General features: G+C 45.4%; 13 protein-coding genes. 11 read left to right on the top strand and 2 right to left on the bottom strand.

What is annotated here, in order from left to right:
• Positions 1-94 precede the first annotated feature (94 nt).
• The 10 genes from ligA to HGO26_RS06830 all read left to right on the top strand — a co-directional run bounded on the left by ligA (position 95) and on the right by HGO26_RS06830 (position 12,163).
• On the top strand, positions 95-2,152 hold the full coding sequence (gene ligA, locus HGO26_RS06875) for an NAD-dependent DNA ligase LigA (RefSeq protein ID WP_168824143.1): 2,058 nt from the start codon (positions 95-97) through the stop codon (positions 2,150-2,152).
• A gap of 247 nt (positions 2,153-2,399) precedes the next feature.
• Positions 2,400-2,885 (top strand): DUF2919 domain-containing protein, encoded by a 486-nt coding sequence (locus HGO26_RS06870; protein WP_131523553.1) that lies wholly within the window; start codon positions 2,400-2,402, stop codon positions 2,883-2,885.
• 222 nt (positions 2,886-3,107) lie between these two features.
• Positions 3,108-4,310, top strand: coding sequence for an HD domain-containing phosphohydrolase (locus HGO26_RS06865; protein WP_168824141.1), 1,203 nt, complete (start codon positions 3,108-3,110; stop codon positions 4,308-4,310).
• 56 nt (positions 4,311-4,366) lie between these two features.
• Entirely contained in the window at positions 4,367-5,230 is an 864-nt protein-coding gene (locus tag HGO26_RS06860; protein WP_168824139.1) for an NAD(P)-binding domain-containing protein, read from the top strand.
• A gap of 125 nt (positions 5,231-5,355) precedes the next feature.
• Positions 5,356-5,976 carry a thiol:disulfide interchange protein DsbA/DsbL gene (locus tag HGO26_RS06855; RefSeq protein WP_168824137.1) on the top strand — a complete coding sequence of 207 codons (621 nt, stop codon included), beginning with the start codon at positions 5,356-5,358 and terminating at the stop codon, positions 5,974-5,976.
• Between the two features lie 630 nt (positions 5,977-6,606).
• A complete protein-coding gene (locus HGO26_RS06850; RefSeq protein ID WP_006082142.1) occupies positions 6,607-6,873 on the top strand; it encodes a DUF4212 domain-containing protein in 267 nt (88 codons plus the stop codon).
• 11 nt (positions 6,874-6,884) lie between these two features.
• Positions 6,885-8,621 carry a sodium:solute symporter family protein gene (locus tag HGO26_RS06845; protein ID WP_131523557.1) on the top strand — a complete coding sequence of 579 codons (1,737 nt, stop codon included), beginning with the start codon at positions 6,885-6,887 and terminating at the stop codon, positions 8,619-8,621.
• Positions 8,622-8,819: 198 nt separating this feature from the next.
• The gene (locus HGO26_RS06840) at positions 8,820-10,667 is read left to right on the top strand and encodes a DUF294 nucleotidyltransferase-like domain-containing protein (RefSeq protein WP_168824135.1); all 1,848 of its coding nucleotides are present in this window, start codon (positions 8,820-8,822) and stop codon (positions 10,665-10,667) included.
• Position 10,668: 1 nt separating this feature from the next.
• Positions 10,669-11,355 carry an exonuclease domain-containing protein gene (locus HGO26_RS06835; protein ID WP_168824133.1) on the top strand — a complete coding sequence of 229 codons (687 nt, stop codon included), beginning with the start codon at positions 10,669-10,671 and terminating at the stop codon, positions 11,353-11,355.
• Positions 11,356-11,569: 214 nt separating this feature from the next.
• Positions 11,570-12,163 carry a lecithin retinol acyltransferase family protein gene (locus tag HGO26_RS06830; RefSeq protein WP_168824131.1) on the top strand — a complete coding sequence of 198 codons (594 nt, stop codon included), beginning with the start codon at positions 11,570-11,572 and terminating at the stop codon, positions 12,161-12,163.
• Between the two features lie 87 nt (positions 12,164-12,250).
• On the opposite strand, the gene HGO26_RS06825 is transcribed toward HGO26_RS06830, so the two are convergent.
• Positions 12,251-13,318, bottom strand: a complete 1,068-nt coding sequence (locus HGO26_RS06825) for a ketoacyl-ACP synthase III (protein WP_028760951.1) — start codon at positions 13,316-13,318, stop codon at positions 12,251-12,253.
• 91 nt (positions 13,319-13,409) lie between these two features.
• Positions 13,410-14,081, bottom strand: coding sequence for a GntR family transcriptional regulator (locus HGO26_RS06820; protein WP_028760950.1), 672 nt, complete (start codon positions 14,079-14,081; stop codon positions 13,410-13,412).
• A gap of 467 nt (positions 14,082-14,548) precedes the next feature.
• Here HGO26_RS06820 and gmhB point away from each other — a divergent pair, with 467 nt between their 5' ends.
• On the top strand, positions 14,549-15,097 hold the full coding sequence (gene gmhB / locus HGO26_RS06815; RefSeq protein WP_168824129.1) for a D-glycero-beta-D-manno-heptose 1,7-bisphosphate 7-phosphatase: 549 nt from the start codon (positions 14,549-14,551) through the stop codon (positions 15,095-15,097).
• Positions 15,098-15,548 lie beyond the last annotated feature (451 nt).

Raw genomic sequence — 15,548 nt, 5'->3', positions numbered from 1 at the left:
GCAATTTGGCGGTTAATAGATTGATGAGGCCGCGATTGCGGCCTCATTTTTTGTGATCTACTTTTTGTGATCTAAAGAATTCTGGATAAAGAATATGCAAGACATTCAACTCGATACACTTCTGTCTAAAGACGTCACCCCAGAAAACGCATCGCAGGTGATGCAGGCGCTCAGCCAATCGCTGAACGAGCACAACATTCGTTACTATGTAGACGATGCACCGAGCATTACCGATTCTGAGTACGACAGGTTGATGCAGCGTTTACTCAAGTTAGAAGCCTTGTATCCCCATTTGATTGTCGCTGATTCACCGACTCAAAGGGTGGGCGGATTAGCGCTCGCCAAATTTGATCAAATCACGCACCTTAAGCCTATGTTAAGCCTAGATAACGCCTTCGATGAGGCGGATTTCAGTGCTTTCCATAAGCGTGTCACCGATAAAGTCGGTGAGGTGAGCTTTTGTTGTGAGCCTAAACTCGATGGCCTTGCCGTGAGTATCTTGTATCGCCATGGTGTGCTCGAGCGTGCGGCGACGCGCGGCGATGGTTCAGTAGGTGAAGACATCACTGAAAATGTGAAAACTATTAAATCGATCCCGCTTAAATTACGTGGTAATGATTTTCCCGAGGTCGTTGAAGTGCGCGGCGAGGCTTTTATGCCAAAAGCCGCTTTTGAAGCTTTGAATGACAGGGCGCGCGCCAAAGATGAAAAACTTTTTGTTAATCCGCGTAACGCAGCAGCCGGTAGCTTGCGACAACTCGACAGTAAAATTACTGCTGCCCGTTCATTGGCTTTTTATGCCTATGCGCTTGGTGTTGTTGAGCCCGACTCCCATCCGTTAGCTAAAACCCATTTTGAACAGTTGCAACAGCTTAAGTCGTGGGGTTTACCCGTAAGTAGTGAAATTAAAGTCTGCGCTGAACTAAGCCAAGTCTATGATTACTACAAAGACATTCTCAGCCGTCGCGGCGATTTAGCCTTTGAAATTGATGGCGTAGTGATGAAAGTTAACGACATTGCCCAGCAGCAACGTTTAGGCTTTGTGGCTAAATCTCCCCGCTGGGCGATTGCCTATAAGTTCCCCGCACAGGAAGAAATGACCCAACTTGAAGGCGTTGATTTTCAAGTGGGCCGCACAGGTGCCGTGACGCCAGTGGCGCGCTTAAAGCCAGTGTTTGTTGGTGGCGTGACGGTATCAAATGCAACGCTGCACAATGCCGATGAAATTGCCCGTTTAGGCATTAAGGTCGGTGACACTGTGATCATCCGCCGCGCTGGCGATGTTATCCCACAAATTGTTGCCATAGTGCCTGAAAGACGCCCTGAAACGGCGACTGACATTGTATTTCCGCATAATTGCCCTGTATGTGGCAGTTTAGTTGAGCGCCTAGAAGGTGAGGCTGTGGCTCGCTGTAGCGGTGGTTTATTCTGCGAAGCGCAGCGTAAAGAAGCGATTAAGCATTTTGCATCCCGCAAGGCTTTAGATATCGATGGCATGGGCGACAAAGTCGTTGAGCAATTGATTGATAAAGAGTTAGTTCAAAGTCCTGCGGATCTGTTTAAGCTCACCGCTTCTATGATGACGATGCTTGACCGCATGGGGATGAAGTCGGCAACCAATTTAGCGGCCGCGATTGAAGCAGCCAAAACCACCACTCTTGCGCGTTTCTTATATGGCTTAGGTATTCGCGAAGTGGGTGAGGCGACGGCAGCAAACCTGGCGGCGCACTTTGCCAGTCTAGATGCGCTGCGGGTGGCAACTGTGGAGCAGTTAACTGAAGTGGAAGATGTTGGTGCTGTTGTTGCCCAGCATGTGGCCCATTTTTTTGCCCAGCCCCATAACCTTGAAGTTATTGATGCTTTAATCGCTGCTGGTGTGCATTGGCCCGCCATTGAAGCGCCAAGTGCAGATGCACAGCCGCTTAAAGGCCAAACTTGGGTATTGACTGGCACCTTAAATCAGCTCAATCGCAATGATGCTAAAGCTCAGTTGCAGGCGCTGGGGGCGAAAGTGGCAGGCAGTGTCTCCAAAAATACCGATTGTTTAGTGGCAGGTGAGGCGGCAGGTTCAAAACTGGCTAAAGCGCAGGAGCTTGGTGTTAAAGTGATGGATGAAGACGCGTTGTTAGCCCTTCTCGCCGCGAACGCTTGATTGGCGTCATTTCAGAGAGGGCGTTGGCTTGATGTTGATTCAATGCCGGCTGTAACGGCTGCAGCCTTGTATCGAGGGGGGAATACCGCCGAATAGCAGATATTAAATAGCGCCTGGCCCAAGGCGCTATTTTTTGTCTGAAAATAATCAAGGTGCGGAAAGATTATCTGCTTTGGCTATTGAATTAACCGCGATTGGCACCATCTCCTTGATATGCTGTTTTAGATTTTGCTGATTGGAAACCTATTTGAATTTTAGTCACATCACTTGGCTCGATGATAAAGGCCACATTAAACCGCCCATCTTTTTATATGCGCTTTTGGCTTATCTCGCGCGTGGTTGGTGTATTTTTATCGCCTCGCTGACTCAGATGGGTGACCGTTCTGAGTTAGTGCGGATTTTTTACCCTGAAAAGTCAGATTTTTTGTTAGCACTCGGGGCGGGACTTGGCGCGGTTTTGATTTATCTTGTGGTGATAGCTGAACGTCGACGTTCGCCCCAATGGTTAAGACCGATTTTTGTGCATTTAAAATGGGGGTTGTGGTTGCTGTTGATTATTGATGGCGTCTTGTTGGGTCAGCGGTTAATCCATGGCCAATTTCTGTTTCATTGGAGTCTTGCTTTAGACGCTTTAATGTTGTTTTGGTCGAGCATTTATCTTATTAAATCGAAGCGACTCAGTTATTACCTCCGTGATTGGCCAAAAGAAGAAGCTAAAGAACTTCAGCCTTAGTTTTTATCGTATTGTTATATAATAACTTTATTTAGATCTGAGCGGTGGGGCACATGACGATGTGTTCTATCCCTCAGTTTGATAAGGATTTTTACCTTATTTCTCCATTGAATGCTTTGAATCATCTATAGTTATATGTACTTAGCTTAAATGTGCCCTGTTGGATACGCAGATAAGGCCATCTGTTTATATCCACATTACATTTGAAAGGAGTCATATTGCGTGGCAAAAGTACCTCAAAAAAAGTTGTTACTGTCAGAAATTCAACTTGGCATGAGAGTCAAGTTGCCTTTGTCATGGACGAACCATCCTTTTTTATTTAACCGTGTTGATATTAGCAGTGCCGCTCAAATTGAAATGATCCGTGGCTTAGGCGTCCCCTATGTTTTTTTGTTATCTGAATTGAATGCCGAACTGGATATTGTTGAAGAAGATGACATCGAAGATGAGATAGCAGTTGAACCCGAGCGTGATCTTAAGGCTGATACCCGTAAGGCGATGCGTTTGAGTCAGAAGCGTTTTTTAATGAATGTGAATAACTGCCGTAGTGTGTTTGGTAAAATAGTCAGCGATCCTGAAGGCGCCTATCGTTTATCGGCGGCACTGGTCGAAGACTTACTCAGCCATCTACAGGAAGTTGAAACACCGTTCCTAACATTAGTTGGAATGGATGATAATGATGTCAGTGTGACCCAACATGGCGTCTCTGTGGCTGTGCTGGCAATGATGATAGGTCATGCGCTGGATTTAACTCCAAGAGAGCTGCGTGATATTGCTCTTGGTAGTTTGTTACATGACATTGGTAAACTTAAGGTACCTGATGTTATTCGCCGTAAGCGAGGCTCTTTGACTACACACGAAGCAAGCTATTTGCAAATGCACCCTAATTTTGGCTTTGACATGCTGAATCGTTCCGGATTATTCCCTAAAGAAGTGCTGAATGTCATTTTACACCACCATGAGTTTATTGACGGTTCAGGTTTCCCTGATGGGTTAACTGATCATAAAATTCCTATCATTACGCAGATCGTGAGTTTGGCAAATGACTACGATCAACAGCTCAGTGGTCAACAAATATCCTCCCCTCAAGTCGCTTTAGGTTATTTGTTTAAGAATCGGGCCACTAAACATGCCGAATCTTTAATCGCTATTTTGGTTAAAATTCTCGGTATTTATCCACCAGGAACCATAGTGAAACTCTCCGATGGCTGTATCGCAAAAGTCATGATGACGACTAAAGATGTGAGTCAACCCCAAGTGTGGGCCTGCAAAGAGGATGGCAGTGAACCATCGCTGCGTTTTTTAAGTAATGAAGGCGTGACAGTACAAAAAGCCATCAAGGCGGAAGAGTTGTCCGAGGGGGCTATTCGTACCTTACAAGTCGATAAAGGGATTAGTTTTTATTTTAGTTCGCTACAAACTTGAATCTTATGCGCTAAGTTCCGTATTCTATCCGCTGATGTGATTCCCTTAGGGCTAATATGGCGAATGTAAAAGCAGAAAACAGCACAGTAAAATCCAGTGTTGCTTTGGTCGGTTGTGGTTGGTTTGGTTTTGCTTTGGCAAAGCAACTTGTCCATGAGGGCTATCGAGTCACTGGCTGTAAGCGCAGTGCCGAAGAATTATCGGTATTAACTGAAGTCGGGATTGAAGCCTATCCGCTGCAATTGGGCCACGAAGCATCATCTGCCCCCGATGCTCAGGCGTTAAGCGGTTTATTTCAGACCGATTATTTAGTGGTCAATATTCCTCCCCGATTAAAGCGTGGTAATGCCGCTTATCTTGAAGAATTACAACAACTCATCGCATTAACTCAAGGCTGGCAATATCAGCGGATTGTGTTTATCAGCACTACGGGCGTATATCCGACCCAAGATAAATTGATGACAGAAGCCGATGCGATAGCAGAATCAAGCGATAGCCAAGTGCTATTAGATGCTGAAGCTTTATTTCAAGCATTGCCCCATACCTGTATCGTTCGTTTTGCTGGACTCGTCGGTCCTAAACGTCATCCTGGGCGTTTTCTTGCTGGAAAAACTGATGTGAGTGGGGCGAATGTCGCGGTAAATTTAGTCCATCTTAGTGACTGTGTGCACGCCGTTAGCGCAATTCTCGCGGCAACTCATTCTGGATTATCAGTGGCGCCGATTTATAATCTTTGCGCACCTTCACATCCGACTAAAGCTGAGTTTTATCAAGCTGCTGCCGAATCTCTAGGTTTAGTCGCGCCAGAATTTAATCAACAATCTATGCCGAGTAAAGTCATCCAAGCTGACGCGATTGTCACAGATTTAGGCTTTCGATATCAGTATGTTTCGCCGCTGGATATGCTAGCGGCATGTTGAGAAAGGTTCATTACTGTAAAAGGTAAAAGTCGAACTTTTAGGTTATCTTTGGGTTCCAAATTTGCTTTAGCAAATGTGTAATCCTTATTTATTTAAACAAATGACGAATAAAAAGAGACAATATAATGGGCGTGTTTAATCGAGTTCGACCTATAGCAGTATTTGCGTGCGGATTAATGCTGAGTGCCAGTTTTGCCCTGCAGGCTGCAAGTTTCGAAGAAGGCAAGGATTATGTCACTGTGGCGGGCATTACCGAAACGCAAAAGCCAGTGCTGCGGGAGTTTTTTTCTTATAACTGCACACATTGTTATAAGCAAGAACCGCTCATTGAGTCGACAGTAAAGCTGCTTGGCAAAGATGTGGCCTTTGAGCGTACACCCGTTGGTGCAGGTCGTCCCGCTTGGGAATTGAGCCAGTTTGCCTATTATATGGCGCAAAAATTAAAGATGACTAAGCAAACCCATGGTGCCATTTTTAAGCAAATTCATGAGAAAGGTGAGCAATTTACCACCCTTGAGCAAGTAAAAGCCTTTTTCCTTGCCCAAGGCGCTAGGGTGGATGATGTCGATGCCGCGATGAATTCCGTCGATGCAAAATTCACCCTAATGAATTATGACTCTCAAGCTGAGCTTGCTGGGATCAAGGGGGTACCGTCATTACTGGTTAATGGCCGTTATATGCTGACCTCAACCGCACATACCGCAGAAGAATTGGCGGCGTTAGTGAAGTTTTTAGCTGCGAAGTAACGGCATTTTATAGACGGACGGCACGCGATGTATCATGCGATGAAAGTTGCTTGTTGCGAGTAACGCTTAGTCACGTTTCCTCAAGGTAGATTGAGTAACCCAGCATAGGCTGGGTTATTTTTTGTTGTAAACCTGCAAGGTGACTGTGAGTCAAACCCTAACATTTTGACGAAATAACATGATGAAATGAAACGGTAAGCAATTGACCTGACCTAGGTTTGATGAAATGAAACGTCTCTAATTAATTGAGAAACTCATGATTAAAACTCTCGATAATCTAGGCTAAAAACCTCAAGTTATCTGATTTTTAGCCAGTCTAGAGCTGTATTAAAGGTCATTTAAATTTCTAATTTCCCTAGTTCAGACAATAAGTTATTTCTATTTATTGGATGAAAATCCTCTTTCTCCATTCACATCCCACTCATTCATGTTCGACATTGGTCTAACCTGTTAAAAAAGTTAAAACCGTATCGAAATGTAATATCATTGTTAACTCTTTGAATTTGTTTCTATTCGCTATTTGCAGACAGTGTTTTGAATCACGGGTTAGACGAAAGTCGTGATTGTGCTCACACCAGCTGTTGCTAGATTAAACATGACTTAAAATTAAAACAGCACAGGGGAGTCACTATGGGTTTTGAAAACAACGACAAGGCAAAGGGTTATTGGCGCGAGAATATTCGTCTCGTACTGAGCTTATTAGCCATTTGGGCGGCAGTTTCTTTTGGATGCGGCATTTTATTGGTTGATGTACTCAATGAAGTCCATTTCATGGGATTCAAATTAGGTTTCTGGTTTGCACAACAGGGATCTATGTATGTATTCGTTGCGCTTATCTTTGTCTACGCGGCAAAAGCCAACGCCTTAGATAAAAAATATAACGTACAAGAAGACTAAGGAGCTTTGAGATGGATGTTCAAACACTCACATATATTATCGTAGGGCTCTCATTTGCGCTCTACATTGGGATTGCAATCTGGACCCGTGCGGGTTCAACCAAAGAGTTCTATGTTGCTGGCGGCGGTGTTCACCCTGTGGTGAACGGTATGGCAACGGCGGCAGATTGGATGTCAGCGGCGTCATTTATTTCGTTAGCGGGTATTGTGTCTTTCGTCGGTTACGATGGTAGCGTGTACTTGATGGGCTGGACTGGCGGTTACGTATTGCTTGCCCTTTGTATGGCACCGTATTTACGTAAATTTGGTAAGTTTACTGTGCCAGATTTCGTCGGTGAGCGTTATTACTCACAGGCGGCACGCACAGTCGCGGTTATCTGCGCTATCTTTATTTGCTTTACGTATATTGCAGGGCAAATGCGTGGCGTGGGTGTTGTGTTCTCGCGTTTCCTTGAAGTGGATGTGGATACGGGCGTATATATCGGTATGGCGGTCGTGTTCTTCTACGCGGTACTCGGTGGTATGAAAGGGATTACCTACACTCAGGTTGCCCAATACTGCGTACTGATTTTCGCCTTTATGGTTCCGGCTATTTTCCTTTCAGTGATGATGACAGGCCACTTAGTTCCGCAAATTGGTTTTGGTGCTGAGTTACTGGATGCCGCTGGCAATAATAGCGGTGTGTATTTGTTAGAAAAACTCAATAACGTTTCGGTTGAGCTCGGCTTTGCACCTTACACCGACGGTTCTAAGAGCATGATAGATGTGTTCTGTATTACGGGTGCCTTGATGGTGGGTACTGCGGGTTTACCCCATGTTATCGTGCGTTTCTTCACTGTACCTAAGGTGAAAGATGCACGTATCACTGCCGGATGGTCGCTTGTTTTTATTGCGATTATGTACACCACAGTGCCTGCGTTAGCAGCGTTCTCCCGCGTGAACATGATTGAAACTATTAACGGTCCCGATTCTAAAGGTGTGGCTTATGAGTCTGCACCAGATTGGATTAAGAACTGGGAAAAAACCGGTTTGATTAAGTGGGATGACAAAAATGGCGACGGTAAAATTTACTATTCGTCAGGTAAGATTGAAGATCCCGCTAGCAAAAATGAAATGAAGATTGATAACGATATTATCGTACTTGCTACGCCAGAAATCGCTAATTTACCAGCTTGGGTTATCGCCCTCGTGGCGGCGGGTGGTTTAGCAGCAGCGTTATCAACATCTGCAGGCTTGCTATTGGTGATTTCAACGTCGGTTTCACACGACCTATTGAAAAAGAATTTAATGCCTAACCTTTCCGATAAAAAAGAGCTGCTATACGCTCGCTTGGCGGCAGGTATCGGCATTGTGATTGCGGGTTACTTTGGGGTGAACCCTCCTGGTTTCGTGGCGGCAGTGGTGGCATTCGCCTTCGGATTAGCGGCTTCCTCACTGTTCCCTGCCATTGTTATGGGTATTTTCTCTAAGACAATGAATAAAGAAGGTGCGATTGCCGGTATGTTAACGGGTCTACTGTTTACTGCTGGTTATATCATCTACTTCAAGTTTGTTGATCCAACGGCTAACATAGCTGCTAACTGGTTCCTGGGTATTTCACCAGAAGGTATTGGTATGGTAGGCATGTTAGTGAACTTCGGTGTGGCAGCGATAGTCAGTCGAGTCACAGCGGCAACACCACTGCATGTTCAGGAGATGGTTGAATCGATTCGTTTCCCTAAAGGTTCGGGTGAAGCAAGCGGCCACTAACCTTACTGCGTAATGGTGAGTACCAACACAAGAGAGCGCTTCGGCGCTCTTTTTTATGGCTCTTTTGGCCAGCCTTTATGATTCTGTGGGGAGTCACTTTATTATGCTTGCGGCTGACTTTAGTCGAATGTAGCGTAGCGACAATGCAGGCTATAGTGATGACATCTCAGTAAAAATTCGCCTAAAAAGGTGTTGCCTATGAATGCCAGTGAGTTACAACCCGTAGTGCAATTTCTACAGGGACTTGTGCCTTTTGATGCTCTGCCTGAGGATGTTGTTGTGCGCTGCGCTAAGGCTGTTACTGTTGGGTATTACAGCAAGGCCTCTGGTTATGTTAATTTCGACGCGAATTCACCTAAGTTGTATATGGTGCGTAGCGGCGCCTTTGAAGTGCGCGATCCTGACGGTGTGTTGGTGGATAGAGTGGGTGAGGGTGAGTTTTTTGGCTTTTCTACTTTGTTATCAGGGGAAAAAGTCGTTAATAAAGTCGCTATTCTTGAAGACGGTCTAGTTTATCATCTGCCCCAAGCCTTGTTTGATAGCCTTAGGAGTGAGAGTCGTCACTTCGATAAGTTTTTTACCCGCGCCTTCGCAAAGCGTTTACGCCATGAGGCCCGCTTTAAGGCAAAGGATCTGACGACCACAAGTCGGATAAGTACCTTGATGTCTTCCACTCCCATCGTTATAGATGCCCAAGCTAGCGTGACTCAGGCGGCACTCTTGATGCGAAATCGCCGAGTATCGTCCTTATTGGTGACGGATAATCATAAATTGGTTGGCATCTTAACCGATAAGGATTTGCGTAATCGCGTGTTAGCAGCAGGGCTTGATGGCAGCGTTGCTGTGCATCAAGCCATGACGGTTTCACCTATCTCGATCTCCTCCAATGCCTTGATTTTTGAAGCCATGCTGCTGATGAGTGAGCATAACATTCATCACTTACCTATTATCGATCAAGATAAAGCTATCGGTATGGTGACCAGTACTGACATCTTGCGCGGGCAGGGCTCACAACCGCTACTGTTGATTGGTGAGATTGAACGGCAGCAGGATCTTGCCAGTTTAATTGGCGTCAGTAAGCAAATTCCCCTATTGCTGCAAAATCTTATTAGTGCCGATGCCAGAGCTGAAGAAATTGGCCGAGTGTTAACCTCTGTCACCGATGCGCTGACGCGGCGATTAATCTTGCTCAATCAACAATTGCTTGGTGAACCGCCCATGGCCTTTTGCTGGTTGGCATTTGGCTCGCAGGGACGACAAGATCAGGCTGCGTGTTCAGATCAAGATAATGGCTTGTTAGTCGCAGAAGAGATGGATGATTTTGCTAAAGGTTACTTTGATGCCTTAACCCATGCCGTATGCGCAGGGCTTGACCAATGTGGTTATGAATTTTGTCCCGGCAATATTATGGCGCAAAATCCCCAATGGCGGATGTCACTCAAACAGTGGCAACAGGTATTTGAAAAATGGGTCATAACGCCTGAGCCTAAGGCGTTAATGCACGCCAGCATTTTCTTCGATATGCGATCGGTTTACGGTCCACAAACCCTTTTTGATGCCTTACAGGATAAAGTCTTAGCTCAAACCCGCGATAACGATATTTTCCTCGCGGGTATGACAGGTAATTCGCTGGTGGAGTCGCCGCCGCTAGGATTTTTCCGCAAATTTGTACTCGAACGGGATGGTAGCGAAGTTAAAGGCATAGATTTGAAGCATAAGGGCAATGCTTTGATCAACGATATTGCCCGTGTTTATGCCTTGTCTGCGGGCATTAAAGAAGTGAATACTGCAAAACGTATTCGTGCCTTGATGGATGCGAATATTCTCAATCGACAAGATGCGCTCAATTTGGCTGATGCCCACGAGTTTATCGCCCATATGCGGTTATCGAACCAAGGTTATCAACATAATCAAGGGGTAGAGGTGAGTAATTATTTGCTGCCTGGGCATTTATCTTCGCTGGTTCGTCATCAGTTACGTGACGCTTTTAAAGTCGTACATGAGGCGCAGGCGGGGATGAAGATGAAATTTATGCGAAGCTTTTGATATGAATACATTGTTGCTGAAAACTCAGCTCAATTGGCGGGCGCTGCGTTGCCAACACCATTTATTTAAAGGCTATTATCAGTCGCTGTTGCCTCTACTGGCAATGCCGTTATCCGAAGCGCCGTTAACGGCGATGGATTTGGAGATGACAGGGCTCAATCCACAGCAAGATCAAATTCTCAGCATTGGATTGGTGCCGATTGAGCGCGGTGAGATCCCGTTGGCACGCGCCGAGCAAAAGTTAGTGCAAATTCGCGGTAGTGTAGGCCAAAGTGCGACGATCCACGGCATTCTTGATAATCATTTGGTACAAGCCGTCACCATTGAGGAAGCCATGGGCTGGTTTATCAATCAAACCTATGGCCGCGTGCTGGTGGCACATCATGCCCCTTTAGATTGTCGTTTTTTACAGCAGGATTTATTGACGATTTATCATCAAGCCCTTGTTTTACCTGCAATTGATACTTTAATGGTTGAAAAGCACCGTTTACTACGGGAACACTCAGTGATTAAAGAGGGGAGCTTGCGTCTCGGTGCTTGTCGCGAACGTTACAGTTTACCCATTTATACAGCCCATAGCGCACTGACCGATGCCTTAGCTTGTGGGGAATTATTACTCGCGCAAATGGCTGCTATGGGCGGTGCGGCAAAGCTTACTGTGGCTGATTTACTGCAAAAATCGACTTAGTCAGTGCTAACAGAAATCACTCTTTGTGGTGAGTGAATTCATTTGAGATGGATTGATTTCACTTTGATTTCACTTTGATTTCATCTTAGGTTAATCACTGACAGGCTAAACTCAGTTTACATTTAATCCTCTATTCAAATTCAACCTGCCGTTAGCTTGGCAATCCAACCAACTTGTACTTCACTCTACTAAGTCGAGTGTGTAGGAGAATATGATGCCGTTACCTTTACTTTGGGTGGGTGGTGCCGTAATAGGTGCGGTTTTGCTGGCCGATGAGCGCCAGCAGCGTCAACAGCTCGAGCGTGACAGATTACTCGGTAAGGCCCCTAAGTACCCCGCTGCCAATCGCGCTATGATGGCAGCACCGAGTCAATGGCAAAAGGGATTAAAACAAGTATCGCCAATTCCTGGGAGTATCGTCTGTTGTTATGTTTTTGGTGTGATTGAGCATACTGGCATTTGGCTTGGTGATGATTGCCTCGTAGAGTTACATGGCTCAGGGCTGGTGCGGGCTGTATCGGTAAAGCGTTTTTTAGCGGGACGGACCGGTAGCCAAATCTATCTTGCCTGTAATCACCAACATCAGCCTCTTATTGCCGAGTCTGTGTTGCCCCGCGCTGAACAGGCGATTTATCAGTATCGGGAATATGATTTATTCGACAATAATTGCCATCGATTTGTCTGGTCTTGTATTAGTGGTAGCGAAGGCGTGATTAAAGGCTTTAATGAGTTAAATCAAAAACTCGCCGAACATTTTAATCAAGCTATCTATTGGGATGAGATGATCATTAGCAAGCTGAATGAATAAGTTCTGTAGTCATAAACTAAAAAAGCCATCGATTAAGATGGCTTTTTGTTTTAGTGAAACACTATGTAATCGTTTTGCAAAAACCGTTTACGGCTTACAAAAATAATCTACAGCGCGTTTGACTAACTCTATGCCTGTTTTATCGCAAGGTGGTAACTCGGCATCACTGATATTGATAGGTGTGACACGATTTCCCCATTGCAGCAAGAGTGCGGCAGAGGTTAAGCCTGCGCCAAAGGCACAAGAGAGTATGGTTTGATTCGGCTTGATAATGCCTTGTTCTAACGCATCACAAATGGCAATTGGAATCGTCGCCGCCGAGGTATTGCCATAATTAGCGATGTTCACGAAGGCTTTTTCTTTCGGGATTTTCATTCGGCTAACTAAGGTATCAATAATACGTTCGTTGGCTTGATGCGGGATCACGAGATCCACTTCATCCTTATCAACACCACATTTTTCAAGCACTTTAGTGCTCAATTTATTCATTCCGTTAATCGCACGCTTGAAGATTTCTTGGCCATCGAATTCAATGAAAAAGTCCAATGAGTCGGCTGAGAATCTGTCCATCGCCGTGCCAAAGCCCGCTTTCAGAATATCACGACCTTCAGGATCGTTATTCAGCTCATAACCGAGCACGCCACCGGCAACATCTGTCGCTTCAACCACAACGGCACCTGCACCATCACCAAATAGCACTGCGGTTTCGCGGCGTGACCAATCTAAATAGAAAGATAAACGTTCAGCACCAATGACTAATACTTTCTTGCTCTGGCCACTCTTGATTTGTGAGCTGGCTAAACCTAATCCATATAAGAAGCCACTGCAGGCAGCATTGATATCGAATGCGGCACAACTGGCGCCAATATTAGCTTGTACAGTGGATGCAATATTTGGGATCAAAGTGTCTGGGCTGGCACTGGCCAGAATGATCATGTCGATTTCACTGCCATCAATACCTGCAGCTGCGAGCGCACGTTGTGCTGCAACTGAAGCAAGTTCAGAGGTATTTACATGACTGATATGGCGTTGGCTGATCCCTGTGCGAGATTTAATCCATTCGTCGGATGTCTCGATAAAGGTAGCAAGATCATCGTTGGTCAGCGTGGCTGGTGGAACACATTTGCCCCAACCTGTGATAGTGGCGTACTGCATGGTGGTTTCTCTCAAATAAAAAAGGCAGAACCTGAGCGCTGCCTTGAATCGACAACAAAGCTTATCGGCAACTCTAATGGCCGTCCGTGATCTAGACCACCTGTTTGGCGACGAGATCTCGAATTGTCATTGCGGCATGCAGAATATGATGACGCAGTAGCGCCGTCGCTTTTTCTGTTTCTCTCAGTTTGCAGTGGTTGAGCAAAGCCCTGTGCTCATGCTCTGCGGCAGGAATTCCCCCCGCGAGCAATAACTGCAAACGAATGTATCTATCACAATTAGTATTGAGGCCGTGAACAACCTCAAGGGTGTGTGGGCGATTAGCCGCCTGATATAAGCAAGTGTGAAATTGCGTATTCAACTCGCTCCAACTGGCGACGGCATCTTCATGTTTGAAGGCCGACTCCAATTGTTCGAGTACACGTTCTGCTTTTTCTAAATCAGCCTCTTGAAGTCGTGGGATCGCTTTCGCAAGCAGATCGGTTTCGATCATTGCACGTAATTCAAAGAGTTCGGTGACTTGTTCGACGGATAACACGGTCGCAGTCGCACCTTTATGGGGCTCAAACTTAACGAGTCCTTCGGCTTCGAGTTGCAATAATGCTTCTCTTACCGGAATACGGCTGACATTTAACGCTTCAGCCAAGGCACTTTGTCTGAGGGGTTCTCCTGCGGCTATGTCACCAGAAAGAATTCTCTCTCTGAGCACTTCCACAACTAACTGGGTGCGGGTTTTGTGGACGATAGGCGTAGTTCGACTCATTATTTCCGTCTATTTCGGGTATTTTCTCGTTATTTGCCCAAGATTACCGTTAAAAACACCACAAATAAAGGGAAATGCTTGATTGAGTGCAGCATCTCAGAGACTAACAATGCCCAAAAGACGGGGTTTTTTGTGGTTTTCTCTTACGATTTGAAGCGCATTACTTGCGAGCGGCTTCGATGGCAACAGTAGCAATTATTTGTAAAAACGCTGTTCAGCTTCTTCGATTGAGTATTTTGATTAAAATAGTGCAATTACACATTTCACTGCTGGATTTTTTGTACGCTGCTTTGGTGGGACAATTGCTATCTCGCATAGACACAAGCTGTGCATAGAGATTTGCCTGTACAGCCACGAAATATCACTAACGCGCAATTTAGCGCTAAAAGCATAACTTCGCGGTGCAATTTCTGATAATGAATGGAATAATAGCGCGATAACGCCTTAGGCGATTTGGGAGTATTACAGTGAGTCGAGCAGTATTTTTAGACCGTGATGGTGTGATTAACAAAGACCATGGTTATGTCCACCTAGTGGATGACTTCGAATATATTGACGGTGTGTTTGAATCTTGCCTCTCTTTAAAAGAAATGGGCTACAAGTTAGTTGTCGTCACTAATCAATCCGGTATTGCCCGTGGCATGTATACTGAAGACCAATTCCACAGCTTAACGGAGTGGATGGATTGGAACTTTGCCGACAAAGGGGTCGAGCTCGATGGTATTTACTATTGCCCGCATCATGCCGAGAAAGGCATAGGGGAATATAAGGTCGATTGTGATTGCCGTAAACCTAAGCCGGGTATGCTCAATGATGCGGCGCAATTCTTAAAAATCGACTTAGCGAACTCAGTCATGGTTGGCGACAAAGCCGAAGATATGCAGGCCGCGAAAGCTGCGGGCGTGACTACTCGTATATTAGTGCGCAGTGGTAAGGTTATTGCTGATGACAGTGATGCCACTGTGGTACTCGACAGTATTGCCGATGTGCCAGCTTACTTAAAAAGCGTGGGTTAGTTGGAGTTCTACTACTTATAATCAGTTCATCATGGGCTGATTCGTCAACCAAGGTTGCGATATAAGCGGTGCCAGTTGTTGCTCTTGTTGGATAGAAATCAGAAGTAAAGCTATTTCGCATGAGATAAAGAGCTAACCAATAGGTTGGCTCTTGTCATTTCTAGCGCTGGATTAATCTCATCTTTGCCCTTAATTCAGCATAGATTCGATAATATTGGCGTTAAAACACACTTTTAGTTTAAAAAGTGTGCGCTTGAATCGTTTTTCGTAATTATTCGCGCCAAAGGGGTTGCGGTAAAATCTGACATCCCTATAATGCGCATCCACTGACCCAGTGGGGTCAAGGGTTAAATGCTGAATAAGCTGCTAACCATGCTCTTTAACAATTTATCAAGCAAATCTGTGTGGACACTCACAGGTGTTGAGTTAATCGAAACTGCTTAACCTTCGG

The sequence above is a fragment of the Shewanella oncorhynchi genome, from assembly GCF_012584455.1.
Classification (GTDB): domain Bacteria; phylum Pseudomonadota; class Gammaproteobacteria; order Enterobacterales; family Shewanellaceae; genus Shewanella; species Shewanella oncorhynchi.
The sequence above is the reverse complement of the archived record's forward strand: the minus strand, read 5'-3'. Positions and strand labels throughout refer to the sequence as shown.